This is a genomic window from Leptothoe sp. EHU-05/26/07-4, assembly GCF_043421015.1.
Taxonomy (GTDB): domain Bacteria; phylum Cyanobacteriota; class Cyanobacteriia; order Phormidesmidales; family Phormidesmidaceae; genus Leptothoe; species Leptothoe turfae.
Map to the genome: position 1 here is coordinate 291,678 of NZ_JAXSQV010000008.1, position 18,697 is coordinate 310,374.

At 54.5% G+C, this 18,697-nt stretch carries 3 protein-coding genes and 1 pseudogene; all 4 read right to left on the minus strand.

Translation table 11 applies throughout. From position 1 onward, the window contains the following. Positions 1–17: 17 nt before the first annotated feature. Positions 18–1,391 carry an enoyl-CoA hydratase-related protein gene (locus U2F10_RS34575; protein WP_499874745.1) on the minus strand — a complete coding sequence of 458 codons (1,374 nt, stop codon included), beginning with the start codon at positions 1,389–1,391 and terminating at the stop codon, positions 18–20. A gap of 384 nt (positions 1,392–1,775) precedes the next feature. Then, positions 1,776–3,680 (minus strand): annotated as a pseudogene (locus U2F10_RS34580) (type I polyketide synthase); the annotation flags it as partial. Positions 3,681–3,820: 140 nt separating this feature from the next. After that, a complete protein-coding gene (locus U2F10_RS34585) occupies positions 3,821–17,143 on the minus strand; it encodes an SDR family NAD(P)-dependent oxidoreductase (protein ID WP_499874690.1) in 13,323 nt (4,440 codons plus the stop codon). Positions 17,144–17,146: 3 nt separating this feature from the next. After that, positions 17,147–18,301 (minus strand): MupA/Atu3671 family FMN-dependent luciferase-like monooxygenase, encoded by a 1,155-nt coding sequence (locus U2F10_RS34590; RefSeq protein WP_499874692.1) that lies wholly within the window; start codon positions 18,299–18,301, stop codon positions 17,147–17,149. Positions 18,302–18,697: the final 396 nt, after the last annotated feature.

Sequence of the window (18,697 nt, forward strand, 5' to 3'; positions counted from 1 at the left end):
GGTAATACCGCGACGCTTCAACTCATGGCCTTTAAATTCCCTAGCACCAAACAGTATTTCCCCCCGAGATCATGCCCGAACTGATGCGGGATAATCAGGGTTGAACCGGCACCGGGCGTAAATCCATATTGCATGTAGGGACTGTGATAAACACTTTCAGCGCTAAACACGGCCCCATCGCAGAACATCCCCAGCGCCCATCCAGCACCGATACCATGGCCTTGCATCGCAGCAATCACCGGAATGTTGCATTCCAGCGGTAGACTGGTAACCCGTGAGTCAGTGAAACGCGCCCGTCCTGCCTGAATCGCCAGCAGTGCCTCACGCGTGCCACCACAAGCAAAGTAATGGCCATACCCGGTCAGCACAACCACCTTGATTGAGAAAGTCTTTTCAACCCATGCAAAGGCCTCAGTAAGACCTTGGGCAAGGGCTTCAGTAAATGTATTCTTGCTGTCTCTGTCATCCATCGTCAGGACAGCCACGCCGTCAGAAAAAATCTCTAATTTGACAACCTTGGACTGAAGATTCACGATTTCAGGGGCTGCCATCTCGGGTGTTGCGGTTGCCTTGAATGCCGACTGCAACAGTGCTTCGGACGCTTCAGAGTCTAAGGGTAAATCAGCATCTTCTACCCTCGTTATGGCAGTGACCGTTCGATCAAATGTAGCTGCAATGGGGCGGGAGAGATGCCGCTTCAACAAGGTTAGAGATTGGCGCGGGGCACCTGCCATTCGATGGGCAAGATCCAAGGCAAACTCATCAATGTCATGACGAGGCAATACCAGGCAACCAATACCAAGGTCGTACAGTTCGCCACCTGTGGAACGATTGCTGGGTTGAATCAGGGCCTTAGCGATCGCAGGGCCGAAGCGCTCTGTTAGAAAATCCATAGCTGCTTGGGAGACGGATGCTTCGGTACCGGGCTCAAACAATTGCAATCCGCTCTCTTCACCGCAGATCATCAAGTCGCAAAGTGCTCCTACCATTAATCCTGCCCCAGAGGCTGAGCCCTTCATGACCGCGATGATCGGTACCTGCTGATCGAGCGTCAACCGGCCAAGTTGTTGGTCAAAGGGCGAAACTGCCGCCGAGGGGGCACTGGTCAAGAAGCCATCGTCATTGCCCCGCAGCAATACCACATTTACATCTGCCCGGTCACATGCGATCTCTAATGCTTGTGACAATTCATCGAGCAATGCCTGGGTCAATTGATTACAACCGTCGTGGCTATCGATTAGAACCGACACCACACCGTCTCCGTGCTCCTCTGTATTCACACTGAATAGCGACGGCTGCTTGAACGACTGCTGCTGCATCCACCAGTTCATGGGTGGATGCAACAGCCTTGGTACCTTGGCCACAGCCGGGGCAGGAAACGCACTAGGCATGATGGTTGGATCGCCCAAGGCCACCAGGCGAGGTGGCTTAGCCAAAATCGTTGCAGGCGGGGGTGTCCCATCACCTATCAATGGACGGCTCCCAGCATGAACGCTTGCAGTTGGCGCTGGAGATGCTGGCACCCAATACCTTTCCTTGGCAAATGGATAGGTCGGTAAACTGACATGTCGACACTGTTTGGGTTGCGGCCAAATGAGGTCCCAATCAAATACGAGCCCCGTCACCCAAAGTTCCAGCAACAACGAATAATCACCAACGTTTGATTGGGCCTCAATGCGCTGGAGCGTCTCCTGGTCAGGTTGAAACAATGCCAGTCGACCACGCTGGCGCTGAACTCGACCGCGAAATGTCCTCGACCCTGCAGCCTCATTTTCAAGAAACTGGGTCAGCTTCTCAATCAACTCGTCAAGGGATGACACCACCCATGCCAAACGCTCTTGCATGGCTTCACGCCCAACTTGCAGGGTATGGGCAAAATCTTTTAAAGAAGGTAGCGTTTGCGAGCCCGACGTCAAAAAAGCGCGGAGATTTTCCACCACATCACGCAGACGATCTTCATCCCTCGCCGACAGGACCACGGGAGTTGGCAAGCTAATATCTGATGATTTAGGAGAGGGATTAGCCTGAACATATTCTTCGATCACAACGTGGGCGTTGGTGCCGCTGAAGCCGAATGAACTCACCGCAACCCGTCTGGGATGATCTGCAAGCGCGCTCCAATCTTTCAACTCTGTGTTTACGTAGAAGGGAGAATTCTCAAAATCACAGTGCGCATTGGCATGCTTGAAGTGCAAACTAGGCACCAGTTGCTGGTGTTTCAGCGACAATAACACCTTGTGAATACCGGCCATGCCCGCCGCCGCCGAGGTATGACCTATGTTGCTTTTGACCGATCCTAGAGCGCAATAATGTTGTTGATCAGTCTTTTCATGAAACACTTTGGTTAGGGCTTCAAATTCGATCGGATCCCCCAATTGGGTACCGGTGCCATGGGTCTCTACATAGCTAATTGTGGCTGGATCGATTTGAAACCTATCATAAACAGTGCGTTCCAGTTCGATCTGGCTCTGAACACTGGGGGCAGTAATGCCGTTGGTGCGGCCATCCTGATTAATACCTGAACCAATGATCACGCCATGGATACCATCGCCATCGCGCTCTGCGTCTTCAAGCCGCTTTAATACCACAAGCCCCGCCCCTTCACCGGGAACAAAACCGTTGGCCGAAGTATCAAACGACTTGCACTGACCATCCGGAGACAGCATTCCCGCCGCGCACATGCCAACGTAGGACGCCGGTGTCAGGTAAAGGGTGACACCACCTACCAGGGCCATGTCAATCTCACCGCTACGCAACGCCTGACAAGCCAAATGGACGGCCACCAGAGATGACGAACAGGCGGTGTCAATAGGGATCGCCGGTCCTTTTAGATTCAAATGATACGGTATCCGGGCAGCGGCAATGGAATAACTGTTGCCCGTGTTCAGCCCTCCAACCTGTTGCTGAGACAGCAAGTGGACGTACTCGCTGTTCATGATTCCCATATAGACACCGCACTTTTTGCCATCCAGCACCTGAGGACTGTAGCCAGCATCTTCGAACGCCCTGTAGGCCTCCTCAAGAAAAATCCGATGCTGTGGGTCCATCAGTTCTGCCTCGGCGGGCGGAATCATGAAAAACGACGTGTCAAAGCAATCAATATCCTCTAAAACACCCAGCCATTTGCAATAAATCTTGCCAGGTTTGGCGGGATCGGGATCGTAATACTCGTTTACGTCCCAGCGATCCTTCGGGATCTCTCCCACAGAATTTCGACCCTGTTTCAGATTGTCCCAAAACTGTTGAAGATCGGCGGCACCTGGATACCTTCCGGACATCCCAACAATGGCAATACCTTCAGCTGCAGGGGGGTGGCTTTCGGCCTGAGTGAGGGGCTGTTGAGTCTGCCCATCGGGGTGTTGCGCCGGTTGTATTGCCTGCGAAGTAACAACAGTATCAGCTGATGATGCGATCTCAGAGGTGAAAGTGTGCAACTGGGTCGGGAGCTTTCCTTGAAGTTCCGTGCCCAGGTAATCTGCGAATTGAACAATGGTTGGGTAATCGTAGGTCCGAGTTGCTGGAATCTTGAGCCCATATTGTTGATTGACCGTTTGAATCCATTCCACATTGATAATTGAGTCAAGCCCCATTTCACTAAAGGGCTCATCAAGGTCCACATCCTCCTTGTCCATGTAGAGGGCAGCAGCGAGACTTTCTCGCAGGCTTTCCCGTAACACATCCGGGGAACCCAATGTCTCTGATTGATTACCCTTTAGGTGGCCATTCGATTCCTCAGTGTTGCTGTTGGCGCGTATGTCACGTCGAGCCTCTTCCAGGCTGAGATCACCATCTTGCAGGGACTGTAGGATGTGTTTCAAGCTCATGGTTTAACAAGTTCTAATGCGGCCAGGTCAAGTTTTTCAATCAGGCGTTCAGCTTCTGAGACCTCCAATTCACCACGCTGAACGTGCTGGAGAACGTCGTCCAAAGAAGTTGATTTTGCAGGTGCAGACTCCTTGTCTTGATTTTGCGGAGGGGACTGCTGCTCCAGGGTGTCGGCAAGAAAGTTAGCGAAAGCAAGAATATTGGGATAGTCGTAGACTTTAGTAGCCGGAATCTTAACGTCAAAACGTCGATTGACTGCCTGAATCCACTCGACACCGATCACCGAATCCAGGCCCATATTTGTAAACGACTCATCGGTCGAAACATCGCTCACACCCATGTAGAGAATCTCGGCTAACATATCCACCAGCACATCAACAATTGACTCGATTAAGCCTGACGGCGAGGCTAATTTGAGCTGAGGGTTCACACTGGGTTGGGCCACTTCAGATAGCTCAGTTTTGACAATCGATGGCAGATTCTGACTAAAGACCGTTTCAGATGATGGTGGGGAGAGGGTAATGTCCTGCAGCTGCGTTAGTAGCTGCACACCGTTGTCAGCTGCTGATTTATTTCCGCCCTCATTTTTCTTAGCGAACCAGAATCGTTTCCGATCGAATGGATAGGTGGGTAAGCTGATGCGTTCCGGCGTAATGTCTCCGTGGAGTTGTGACCAGTCGGGGTCAGCCCCCTCCATCCAGGCTGCCAGCCAGCTTTCAGGGGTGTCCTTGGGACCAGGCTGCCGGTTTGCGCCCCCCCGATGAACCCGACTATGGTAATAGGTCTCTGCCTTTTCACCTGCCAAAAATGATGTGAGCTTCTCAACGGTCTCGTTCAGGTCAGCGGCCACGAAACCCAACCGCTCTGCCATCGCCTCCCGCCCAGTTTGTAGCGTCCAGGCAAAATTTCTCAGTCTGGAAGACTTACTGCCAGCGGTCTGCGTCAAAAAGGCCAGCAGTTTCTCGGCGTATCCCTTAAGACAGCTCATATTCCTGGCAGATAAAACCATCACCTGGGGATGATCCGCAGGTGGTTCCGGGCCAGCGGTCGCTGGTTGTCCTTGGCCATAGGCTTCTAGGCCATAGGCTTCTAAGACTACGTGGGCATTGGCCCCCCCAATGCCGAAGCTGCTCACACCCGCCCGACGGGGCAGTTCCTGCCCATGGGCATCGCGCGGTGCTGGCCAATTCTGGGTTTCATCAGCCAGATAAAAGGGCGTTTTCTGAAGTCCCAGATAGGGATTGGGCTCTTTCAAGTGGGGGTTACCCGGGATCTTTTGATGTCGCAGCATTTGGATCACCTTAATCACCCCGGCCATCCCCGCCGCCGCCTCTAAATGGCCAATATTGGCCTTGACCGACCCTAATCCGCAATGGGGTTCACCGACGTTAATGCCCTGTCGTTGATACAACTCGGCAAAGGCCGCTTTTAATCCGTCGATCTCAACGGCATCGCCCATGGCCGTCCCGGTGCCATGGGCTTCGATGTATCCCACGGTGCTTGGATCAATCCCCGCCCGGGTGTAGGCATCGACGAGCAACGCCTGTTGAGCCACCGGATTGGGGGCTGTGGGAGAGGCCGCTTTGCCGCCATGGTTTTCGGCACTGCTGCGAATTAAACAATAAATATGGTCACCGTCTGCCAAGGCCTGATCGAGGGGCTTTAGCCATAGCGCGGCCACCCCTTCACCCCGTCCATAGCCATCGGCGCTTTTATCAAAGGTCTTGCAGCGACCGTCCTCACTAAGCACACCGGCTCGACTGGCGGCGATGGTGATATTTGGGGTCAAGATCAGATTGACGCCGCCCACTAAGGCGGACTCACAATGGCCCATCCGCATGGCCCCAATGGCGCGATGAATAGCAATTAAAGAGGACGAACAGGCGGTATCGATGGGCTCACTGGGACCGTGTAAATCCAACGCATAGGAGATGCGATTAGCAACTACAAAATGGGAAACGAGTAAAGGGCCGTCCAGTTCCTGATCAGAGGCCGCATGTTGGAGCCAGGCGTCCTTATAGTCAGAGGTGGATACCCCCATAAAAACACCGACCGGACGACCGGAAAACTCACTGGCCCGATAGCCAGCATCTTCGACAGCGGACCAAACGGTCTCCATCAGCAGGCGCAGCTGCGGGTCCATGCCGATCGCCTCCCTGGGGGAAATACCAAAAAAGGACGGATCAAATTGGTCCACATCCTCCATAAAACCGGCGCATTTGACTTTGGTTTTGCCTCGCTGTTCCAGTGGATCGCCGTAGTATTTCTGCCAGTCCCAGCGCTCCACTGGCACGTCTGAAATCAGGTCGTGCTTGGCCTCTAGATGACGCCACAACTCGTCCACGTCGGCGGCACCAGGGAAACGACCACTGATGCCAATGATGGCAATGGGCGACGGCTGCTCAGGGGACGGTTGCTCAGGGGACGGTTGCTCAGGGGACGGTTGCTCAGGGGACGGTTGACTATTCATGGTGGTGATCGCCTGCGAACTATCAACCCCAGGGTTGGGGGGAGCCGTAGGAAGGTCTGCCATATCCCCATGGGTTCTCCCATTTGCCCTATTAATGGGGGCAGCGACGGTCTCCTTTGGCGCACTGCGAAAACGACTGGTGGATTCAGGCGGCTTTGCCAAAACCCTGGCTGGCATATCTGGTACTGGTGGTGTAACCAGCTGCGCCGATAGGGTCTCCGGATAACGTTCCAGCAGGTGTTTGGCCAGGGATCTCAGGGAAGATTTTTCGAAAAATAATGTGGGCATCAGGTCGAGCTGAAAGCGGCGATTGAGCCGATTTGCAAACTCAGTGAAGGCCAGGGAATCGAAACCATATTGGGGCAGTTCCACATCCGGTTCAATTCTGTCTAAGGGCACCTTTTGCTGATCCGCCACCATGGCAGTTAGGGCCTGGAGCGTTTGTTCAAAGGAAACAGTGTCGGTGCCTGCCGCAGACCCTTCACTCACAGTGTTGTCCGTTGAGGTAAACAACTTTGCTCGGATGGCTGCCCCCTCACCATGGAGGACCAGCAGATGGTCGCGATCGCTTTGCAAACAACGCTCAAATACTGTTATTCCCCTGGCCGTATCCATGGGGGTGAGACCAGAGTTTTGTTGCAGCAGGGTGGTATGTTCTGCATCGAGCTGCATACCGCCGTCACGCCAGAGGGGCCAGCCAATGGAAACAGTGCGACCGCAACGGTGCCCTTCCTGAACGCTGAGATTACGTTCCCTGGCAAACAGGTCCATGAACCCATTGGCCGCAGCGTAATCGGCCTGCCCTGGGTTGCCAAAGGTGCCGGTGAGTGACGAGAACAGCACCATGAAATCTAAGGGGATATCCCGGGTGACTTCATCCAAGGCCAGGGTGCCAGCAATCTTGGGCTGCATTACCCGCACTGCTTCCTGGGTGGATTTCTTAAGTAAATGGGCGTCCTCAATTACCCCTGCACAATGGACAATGCCATTTAAGACTGACTCAGTTTCCAGGATCGAAGCCAAGCTTTTTTCGACGTCGGCACGATCCGCCACATTGCATTGCAGATAGCGCACAGTAGCCCCTGCCTGGGTTAGGGAATCCAAGACCTGGCGCTTATGCTGAGACAAGGGCGACCGCCCGCTCAAGACGACACGGGCCTGACGAGTCACCGCCAGATGTCGGGCCAGTTGCAGGCCGACACCGCCAAGACCCCCGGTAATCCAAATCACATCACCGGGCGAAATTTCATACGCTGGTGCCAATGTGGCAGGCACAATTTCGGCCAGCGAGGCCACAAACCGAGTTGCTTCAGCGTCATAGAATGTCTCAACATCGCCAAACGGATGACTGAGTTCGGTGGCCAAGATGCGGATCCAACGTTCATCCAATGGGCCTTGCACAGCAGCCGGCAAGTGGCAAATCCTGGCGTCCACACTCCCCTGCTCTAGCCGCACTGTCCTAAATAGCCCGGCGAGGGCAGCATGCATGGGGGAGAAAGCACCGTCTGGCACCGCCAACATAACTGGCTGAATCCTGTCCGAGGCCTGTCCGAGGGCGGCCTGGATCAGCTGCAGGACCTCCAGAACACTGGATTGTGCTGCCTCTGCCGGGTCGCTAATGGATGAGAGCTGGATGAAACGCGCCCCAGGCCATTGGGCCTGTAGAGAAGATTGCCAATGGGCGGTATCCCCATTGAGCAGAAACACTGGGGCCGCCGATGGCCGCTGAGGCTCAGGGCCGTCGCTGGCGGCCATCGCCTGGGGCCTCCAGTCCAGTACCCCATAAAGAATGTCTGCTGGGATATCTGCTGGAATATCTATTGGGGCTGCGTTACTTGGCTGAGTCGCTGGGATGGCACAGTACCCCTGCATCGAAACCACCACCTGGCCCTGGCCATCGGCGATCGCAATGTCATACTTCATGGCCCGATCGCTGTGCCCATTAGCATCATCTTCCACAACCTGGGTCACATGGGCGAATGCCTGCTCAGGCAGGTCCCCATGGATCCATAAGGCATCCACACTGAAGGGCACTGGCGGCCCACCCGGACGACGAATCAGGGACAACAGATTGGCCGCTTGTACCGCCCCATTCATCATGCTGGGATGGAGACGGTAGTCCTGAAAATCATCCCGCACGCAGGCTGGCAGTTCCAGGGTTGCCAGCGCTTCTACCTGATTGTGGCGGAAATCTACCAGACTGCGAAAACTCGGACCCAGGTCTGTGGCTAGCCTGCGATCGCACTCTGATGGCACAAGCCTCTCACCGCACCGTTCCCGAATTTCATCAAGGGTAATGTGGGGAATGGGGCCAGCAAATTCTTCGGTGGCGATCTTGCCCTGGGCATGCACCCGATCGTCGGCGCTCACCCGATAAAGAACAGTGCCATCCTGGTGTTCTAGCGAGGTACAAACATCACGAGGGCTACCGTCCAGACGAATTAGATCGCTCCAGACTATCTGCTTTAATCCGGTCACTGGACCCATCAACGTGCCAGCCACCTGGGCCCATTCTAAGGAAACCACCCCAGGCAACAGTCCACCATGATCTTTCAGGAAAAACTCTTTCCCCGTTAATCTGCGCACGTAACGATCTCCAACTGCCCTGGCAAATGCCCGGACAGAGAACCCCTCAATGCGTACCGCCACATGGCCATCCCCATCGCACACATCAATATCCAGTTTGATCACGCCGCTGTTGGTCATATTCTCCGGAGAGCGACGTGTCCAAACCCAGGACGGGACGGGACAGACCGCAAAAACGCTGAGGCGCTCTATGGCAAAGGGTACCAACGGCGGCGACGAGCCATGGCTCCCTTGCCCATGGACAAAAGACTGCAAGCCGAGCATGGACTGGAAGGCGGTATCCATTAAACTTGGATGCAGCACAAAGGCATCAGCTCCGACGGTCGCCACCTCGGGCAGGTCAATGCGCCCAAAGGTTTCTTCATCACCGATCAGCAGTTCCTGCAAGCCCTGGTAGAAGGGACCATAGTTCAAACCACTGGAGGCAAACGTTTGGTAACACTGCTGGGCTGAGAGTTGTCCCCTCTGCATGCGTTGTTTGATGGCTGGAATGTCCAAGGGCGACGGCGGCAATGTGGCTAGCATAGATACCCGTCCCGTGGCGTGAATCACGGGCATCGCCCCGTCGGTGCGGCACTCAAAGTTAATGCCGTCATCTTGTTCTGTAAGACCCAGCTCCACCTCCAGCCCCCCTGTCGGTATCACCAAAGGCCTTAGCCATACAACGTTTTGCAGTTGATAGCCGGATTGATAGCCAGATTGAGGGTCTCGGTGAGCGACTGACTGCTCGAACGCGGAACGGGCCATTTCTAAAATGCCAACCCCTGGCAAGACCGTTTGGCCATGGACCACATGGTCGGCCAGAAATGGCTCCTGCCCCGTGAACATAGACCTGAACTGTTGCTGGGAAAAATTAGAGGTGTTGCGATGCACCAGGGGATGCAGTTGATGAACCGCTGGCCTGATTGCTGGCCTGACCACTGGCCTGTCAGCTAGCCTGACCGAGGACGTACTACCGTCACTGACCCAGTAGTGATTGCGCTCAAACGGATAGGTGGGCAGATGCAGGCGTGGCGGCAGGGGCATCCCCCACAAAAGAGCACCGTCCAGCTGGTATCCCTGACAGTAATAATCAGCCAATGCCCGCAAGGCGTCGCCATAGTCTTCGATCGTGCGATCGCGACATTGGCCCATTAAGTCTTCCGCATGCTTCCGGATCACCGTCTGCCCTTTGAAATCCGGCGGCACCAACCCCTGAAACACCTGGGGATGAGGTTCCTCATTCAGGGCAGCGGTCCAGGCAGCGACGGCGTCATCATAATCCGCCACCACCACCGCCAATCGGTAACGAAAATGATGGCGTCCCTCCCATAGGGTGCAACTGATCCTGTCCAGACCGGCCTCGGCAGTCGCCTCCATCTGCAACACCTGGATCAGGCTACGCACCCTGGCTTTGAGTGCGACGGATGTTTTGGCCGATAAAACTAATAAATGGTAAGGGGATACCTGTGATGGGGAATAGGTTGTCTCACAGTACTCTGCAAAGACCATATGGGCATTGGTGCCGCTCATGCCAAAAGCACTCACCCCGCCCAGGCGTTCTCTAGTGTTATGGCGCGGCCAGGGTCGGGCAGTCTTGTTGACGAAAAAAGGACTTTGATCCCAATGGATATAGTCATTTTCAGTGTGGCAATGCAGACTGGCAGGAATCAGGTCGTTTTGAAACGCCTTGACCAGGCTGACGGCACTGAGCAAACCGGAGGCAGCAAAGGTATGGCCAAAATTACTTTTCGTTGAGGTTAGGGCGCAATGACCATGGTTCTCGCTGGTGCCCTTAAACGCATCGTAAAGCGCGTTGATTTCCACCGGATCACCCAGCTTGGTGCCAGTGCCATGGGTGACGATGTAGTCCACATCCCCAGGGCGGATGTGGGCCTTTGAGTAAACGTCCCTTAGCAGCTCGGTCTGGGCAACGCCACTGGGGGCCGTAATACCATTGGTTTTGCCGTCATAATTTACACCGCTAGCCCGAATCGTCCCATAGATCGGATCCCCGTCAGCTTCAGCCTTGGCCAGCGGTTTCAACACCATCGCCACCACCGCCTCACCGGGGGTCATGCCATTGGCCCGCCGGTCGAAAACAAAGCACTTGCCATCGTCTGACAACATGCCCGACTGGCCCATGGCCACCAGACCGGCGGGAGTAAGCAGCAGGTTCACCCCCGCCACCAACGCCATGTCACACTCCCCACCGCGCAGACTCACACAGGCCTGATGGGCCGCGACCAATCCTGACGAACAGGCGGTGTTGATGGCCATGGCTGGCCCCCGTAGGTCCAGAAAATAGGCTAACCGCGAGGCCAGGATACCGTTATGGTTGGCGGTGATTTGCCCGTCTCCAGCCAAAAACACATAGTCACCCTCCTCTGCCCCGACAAACAGCCCCACCTTGTGATTTTGCAGATGTCGTGGGCCACAGCCAGCATCCTCCAGGGCATTCCAGGCCTCTTGCAGTAGCAAACGCTGGCGGGGGTCCATGGCTGCCGCCTCGCGGGGCGAAATTTCAAAAAACAAGGGATCAAATTCGGCAACGCCAGGAATAAAGCCGCCCCATTTACCATTGGTCTTGCGGCTGTCCGCCTGGGGGTCACCGTAATACTGACGCCAGTCAAACCGCTCTGTCGGCACTTCCTCAATCGCATCCCTGCCGGTGGCTAGGATTTCCCACAGGGTGTCTATATTCCGGGCCTGGGGAAATCGACCGCTCATGCCGATAATGGCAATCGGTTCCCCAGGGTATCGATCCGGTGCCTGGGGCGCTGATGCCTGCACGGCGGCTGGGGTCTGGCGGTCTGGGGTCTGACGGTGAGCAGGGGTATGGGGTTTCACCTCGGTCTGGGGTGCCTGGGCATAAAACCCATGAACCGCCTGATGATGTTCGTCCATAAAATACTGACAGAGCTTGTTTAGGGTGGAATGCCCAAAAAACAACGCAGGTGTGATTTCGATGTCAAAATGCCTGGTCAGAGCCTCGGCGAATTCGGCCAGACTGATGGAATCAAACCCGAGATCTGCAAAGTTTGCAGTTGCCTTGAGGCGCTCTCGCTTGATTTTCAATAGGGCTCCCACCAGCTCGCGCAGATCCCACAGCACACAATCCTCAACGCTGAATCCCTTCATTTCAGGCTTACGCCCCCGACCAAGAGCGGGCTCTGCGGGACGCTCCGAGGCTGTATCAGATGCCGTGCCCGCCAGGTTTAAAAACCGCCATACCCGGTGACGCTTGCCCACCAGCACTAGATGCTGCGGGCCAGGCTGGGCCAGCAACTGTTCAAATAGGTCAAACCCCTCTTGGGTTTCGAGCGCCCGCTGACCGCTAGTTTTCAGATAAAAGTCCATCTGTTCACGGTTGCCTGCCCCCATGCCTCCTTGGGCCCAAACCGGCCAGTTGATCGCTACGGTCTTGCCCTGGCGCTGCCCCTGGGCCACCAGCTGATGGCGATGCCGGGCAAAGGCCATCTGAAATCGATTGCCCATGGCATAGTTGCCAGCACCAAAGTCCCCCAGGATGGCGGCACTGGAGCTGAAATACACCATGAAATCCAGGGGCTCATGCTGGAGCACCTGATCGAGCACCCGGGTGCCATTGATTTTTGGTGCGGTCACGCGCTGAAAATCAGTCATCTCCATGTCCAGAATGGTGTGGGTCGATTCCACCCCTGCCGCATGGATGACGCCATTGATGGTGCCGAAGCGTTCTTTAGCTTGGGCCACGGCTAACGTCATGGCGTTAGCATCGCTCACGTCTGCTTGCAAATACATGACGCCGCCGCCCTGTTTGATCAAGGCATACAGTTGCGATCGCTTCTCCGGTGTCAGCTCCGAACGCCCGGTCAACACGAGATTTGCCCGGTGTTTGTGGGCCAGATGTGTGGCCAACTGCAAACCTAAGCCGCCGCCGCCGCCGGTAATTAAATAGGTACCCCCTGGTTTCAGGGACAGCGCAGCCTCCTGTGGGGGCACTGTAGGCTCCTGTGGGGGCACTGTAGGCTCCTGTGGAGGCACCGTGTGCTCTGGCAAATTTACAGGCTGTAGGCGCGCCGCCAGGCGCTGCTCTCCTTCATATAGAACACTCTCAGCTACGGTGGCGTGCCATTCATCATGTAGCGCCTGGGCACATTGCTCAACCGCAAGGGATGGCTCGGCAATGCGCATGCCGACAACCACGACCAGGGTTTTTGGCAAAATCATTCCCAGGGACTTTTCGCACCCCACCCAAGCATCCGCATAGCACCGCTGCAGGTCGCTATGGAACGGACACATAATCAGCACGCGAGCGGGGTTGAGCGCAGCTTTTGCCAGGGCCTGGATCAGCGGGACGATGTGGGCGGGATTATAAAGCCCGGCGGGGTTACCGATGGTTCGCAGATCGAACAGAGCATCGAAAGGTCCAACTTCCTCGCGGATTTGTTTAAAGGCCTTTTCCAGGGCATCTGCGCCATTATCCTGAACCAGCTGCCAGTGGCTATCTGGTGCTAGGGATTGCAAAGCATCCGCCACGGCCCGTTGTTCGGGCGCATCGCCCAGCACGCATACTGCGGTCTTTGGTTGCTTGGGTTTAGCAGGTTTAGAAACAGTTTCTCGAATCAGTGCCGCAGGTTGCCAGGTCTCCTCAAAGATCAGGATTTCATGGGGTGCCTGCTCGTCGACAGCTGATGAACTGGGTGCGGTGGGAGCTGGAGCAGACACAACCTGAGCGGCCATGGTCGAATCTGGGGTCGAATCTGGTGCAGTTACGTCCAGCCAAAAATGCTCTTTCTCAAACGGATAGGTGGGCAAATGCACACGCCTGGGTTTTTCCTGGCTGTAAAGACTGTGCCAATCAACCGCCAACCCGCCGACCCACATTTTTAACAGTTTTGAATACTGGCCCGCTTCCAGACAATGGCGCACCCATTGGCCGATGTCTTCATCATCCACTAACGCACCAAGCACCGCTTCTGACTCTGATGCTTCGCCGTAAAAGACCTGCGTTTTGTCCATGGTGCCGTTCAAAAAGGCGGTTAGTTGCGATCTTAGTTCGGCTTGCGATCGCGCCAGAAAACCCAGCCTCACGGCCATCGCCTGGCGGCCCACTTGCAGTGTGTATGCCAGGTCCTGTAAGCGTCCAACCGGATAGTGCAGCAACCTTTCTGCCGCTTGCCTGAGCTGGTCTTCCCCCTGGGCGGACAACACGATCATCAACGGTTGTTGCTCGTCGTCAGCGGACTGAACCAACGGCTCACCACTGTCGCCTAACACCACATGGGCATTGGTACCGGTATGGCCGAAGGAACTAACGGCAGCAAAACGGTGCTCAGCGTCCCAAGCCTGCAAAGCCGTGTTTACATAAAACGGACCATGGTCAAGATCGATGTCCGGATTGACTGCTTCGAAATTCAAGGACGGCGGAATCGCCCGATGATGCAAGGCGAGGGTGGCCGTGATCAAATTGACAATGCCCGAGGCGGCCTGGGTATGGCCAATATTCGTCTTGGGGGAAGTGAGGGCGCAGTAAGGCGGATGCTCTCCATTGGCTCCAAAGGCATCCAATAGGGCATGGTATTCAATGGGATCCCCCAGAGTCGTGCCAGTGCCATGGGTAACGACGTAGGCAATCTGCTCCGGGCGGACACCACTCTGACGCTGTACCCGTTCATACAGTTCGCGCTGACGTTCGCCACTGGGGGCGGTCAAGCCATTGGTACGGCCATCATAATTAATGCCACTGCCTTTAATCACCGCATAAATAGAGTCGCCATCCCGCCTGGCCTGGGATAGGCGCTTGAGCACCACCAACCCGAGGCCCTCGCCGATCACCATGCCATTGGCCCGGTGGTCAAAGGCATAGCAGGTTCCATCCGGTGACAGCATGTTGCCCATTTGGGACAGGGCAGCATGGGTGCGCTCCGGCTGGCAGATAATATTGCATCCTCCCACCAACGCACAGTCACTCTCTCCATCGAGAATGCTTTTACAGGCATAATGAACAGCCACCAGGGAAGAGGAACAGGCCGTACTGATGGCCAATAATGGCCCCTTAGTATCGAGGAAATAGCCAATGCGTGCCGGTGCCGTACCGCCATGGATGGCCGTGATCTGGGATGCCGTCGACACTGGATAATCCGATTCTTCGATACCGATGAAAATGCCATGATTCTTGCCTTTCCAGTCCTCCGGGTTGTAGCCAGCATCCTCAATGGCGGACCAGGCCGCCTCCAACAGCAGGCGGTGTCGCGGGTCCATGGCCTCGCATTCCCGAGGAGCAATGTTGAAAAAGAGCGGGTCAAAGGTATCGATGGACGGCAAGAACCCCCCCCGGATATCTGGGCCATCCGTCGCACCGTTAGCTCGGGCCACGGGCAACTGTGTAATGGCGCATTGGCCCTCCTTCAGCAGCTGCCAGAAGTCTGCATGATCCTCAGCCCCGGCAACGCGCAAATGCATGCCAATAACTGCGATATCATCATCGGCCTGCCCGTCCGTGGCGGCCTTGTCCTTGAGGCCAGGCAACGTCTTAGCAGGGCGAGATTTTACGCTCACCCCTCCGTTGGACGCACGCCTCAATGTGGCGACATGGGTGGCTAAGCGATCGGGTGTTGAGTAGCTGAACAGGTCGGATTTGCGAATGGAAACATCAAACGTGGTTTCCAATTTAGAGACCAATGAACCGATGGAGAGTGAATCGACACCAAGTTCGGCAAACGGTAAATCAATAGTGGAGGCTTTATTCTTCTGCCCCAAAGCCTCCAGCATTACGGCCAATATCTTTTCTTTCAGGTCGCCTGGGGCGATGTCTGTCAACAATGGCTTCGCGATCGCAGGGAACCAATGACGTTTAAGTTCAAAGGGTCTGCCCTTGAAATTTTGTTGACGATCCGCCGTTGTTTGCCATGCACCTTGATAGTCTTCTAAAAGTACATGGGCATTGTTACCACCAGATCCGTAGGAATGTAAGGCTGCCAACCTTGGCTCTGAGGACTGTTCCCACAATTCGGTTTCCCGAGTAAAGCGACATGGCATCGCCTCCTTGTCGCAGAACTCGTTGGCTTGCTCGAAGCCTGGGATTTTATGAATCTTATTGGTCTGAAAGCTCCGAATAATCTTTAACAACGCCCCCAGGGAGGACGCGGCATGCATATGGCCCACCAGAGGCTTGAGCGTACTCACCCGGCAAAATCCAGGCTCGTACGCCAGCCCTTTTTCATCACACAGCTGCGTCAATGCCCGATTAATGGCGTTCCATTCCGCGATATCCGCCACTGGCAGCCCCATACCTTGGGCCTCCACATAGGCAACTCTCCTCGGATCGATGTCCGCCTCTCGGTAACACGCCTTAATTAACTCCGTATGGGCTTCAATGTTGGGGGCAGCCATGGAAAAACCACCCTGGCCGTTGAAATTGACCGAAGCGTTTTTGATCACCGCATACACAGAGCGACCCGCCGCTTCAGCATCTGACAATCGTTCAATCAAGATTGTCCCCACACCTTCGGCCCGGAGAAACCCGTCTGCACCATGGCCAAAAGACTTGACCGATGAACCAGCAGTCAACTGACCGGCCTCGGATAAGATCCTAAATGGATCAGGCAACAGAATGAGATTCGCCGCTCCCACAATGGCCCGCTCAATCAGCCCTAGCCTAACGGCGGTAAACGCCCGATGCAGTGCCACCGCGAACCCAGCACAGGTGGCGTTGACCATCTCACTGGGACCGGCAAAATCAAAATGATAGGAGATCCGGTTGGCCATCATGCTGTCGGCCTGGCTCAACCCCATGGTCGGAACAAAACCATGCTGGGCCATTAACTGCGCGTATTCGTTGGATTCACAGCCAACAAACACACCTGTAGCACTTTTCTTGAGAGATTCAGTGTTTATACTGGCATCTTCCAAGGTGCGCCACGTGGACATCAACAACAACCGTTGCCGAGGATCCATCTCGTCAGCTTCAATGGGCAGGATCCCAAATAATTCAGCATCGAAAGAAACAATATCTGGGATAAATCCACCCTGTTGCCGCCGCATAAACCCCAGCTGATCACCCCCTTGATGAATCATCAGGTCCAAGCGGTGATCAGAAATAGCCGTAATCAGAGGCTGATCATGATCAATATGATTGAAGAATGAAGCCACATTCATACAGCCAGGGAAATAGCCAGAGACCCCCGTTACAACAACAGCGTCATCAGTAGCCGTGACAGAAGCTGGCGGCTGAGTGGCCGCTTTCCTGGCCTTTATCCATGTCCGAATCCATTCCAATCTTTCTGTTTCAGCCTGCATGACTTAGCCCGCTAGATGTCTAGATTCTCGGTTACGGTTAACCAGTTCCCCCACATATTCGAGTGATTGCTGCACCGCACTGTATTCAACACCGAAGTCCTGCAGCAATGCGATGTCATTCACCCCGGCAGCGATCACCTGATCGATCTGTCGCTGACAATCTGTCAACGGTCCAAAAATACCGCCCGTTTGTAAATACCGGGCATAAGAATAATCAACAATCCGATCAACTTCTGAATCGTTAAAATGCTTGCCTACCGCTTTCATCTGAGGCAAAACACTGCTAGCAATATACTCCTTAAATGGTCCGGAAACGACATGTTGCACCCAGTCCATGTCCGGGTGCACAAAGGTGTGCATCAGCAATGAGACAATTCCGGTTTCTGGATCAAAACCTGCAGCAGCACGCGCCTGGCGATAGCGGCCAATCTTTTTGGCTAACGCATTCACATTGTCGGGCAGCAGCATCGTAAAAATGTTGTAGCCCATACTACCAGCACGCTCAAATCCCTGTTCAGAGAATGTGGAATACCAAACATTTAGTTCCGGCTGAATGGGGCGCGGATACACTGATATGGGGAACATCTCTCCACCGGGTCCCGGAAAGTCAACCGTTTCTCCACGCCAGAGTTTTTGAATAATGGGAATCCGCTGATCACGCAGTTTGAAACGATTCTCGTAGGTTTCAGGGGAAAGGACAAAATCGGGTTTATTCCAGCCGCTACCGAATCCCAAATCCACTCGACCATTCGACAAGATATCGACCATGGCCCAATTCTCAACAATTTCAGCAGGGTGATGCAACGTGACAGAAACCGCAGCCGCCCGCAACCGCACATGGTTCGTCAATGGGGCGAAGTATGCCGCCACAACCGCATTATTGGCATAGATCGCGCCAAACTCATGAAAATGCCTCTCAGGAAAACAGACGGCTTCAAATCCTGCATGGTCGGCAAATTCAACCAGCTCTCTCACAAATGCATACTTGCTGCGATTGGAAATGGTCTTACGGACATCAGAGAAAAATATGCAACTGAAGGTCACGTTGGTTAAGCCACCACCAGCGTCCTGGGACAACATTGACGTTGAAGACCTGGATGGCTCCACAACAATGTTCTTAGAGAACAAATCTGTTAATCGCTGATTAACCGTGCTCATCGATCACCCTTCAATTCTGCAGGTTCTGTATCAAATCTCAACTCGCGATCGCTTGTCTAATAGGAGCGTGAGCCAAGCAGCGTGAATTGTTCGAAATATGAGCCAACTACAACTATGAAGATATCTGAAGGTTAGATCAAAAAGATCATGGCCACAATTTCTATCGTACTTCTGAACCGTTTCGATGACAACTTTAAACGTTACGACCTCACCCCTCAGACTCTCGACATTTGAGCATAGCTACCCATGGGTGTATTTGAGACGTGAGATTTGAGACGCTAAATTTGATTTATTACGTCTATCAGACATTCTAAATTCAGAACGTGCTAAATAATACAAAATAATACAGGGAGATTGCAACCGATTTCCTGGGAAGCTAGTAGAATGCCTTTCACA

Coding starts and splice junctions, on each gene's coding strand:
- U2F10_RS34575 (WP_499874745.1), bottom strand. CDS start 1,391: ATGCCTAGTGCGTTTCCTGCCCCGGCTGTGGCCAAGGTACCAAGGCTG.
- U2F10_RS34585 (WP_499874690.1), bottom strand. CDS start 17,143: ATGCAGGCTGAAACAGAAAGATTGGAATGGATTCGGACATGGATAAAG.
- U2F10_RS34590 (WP_499874692.1), bottom strand. CDS start 18,301: ATGAGCACGGTTAATCAGCGATTAACAGATTTGTTCTCTAAGAACATT.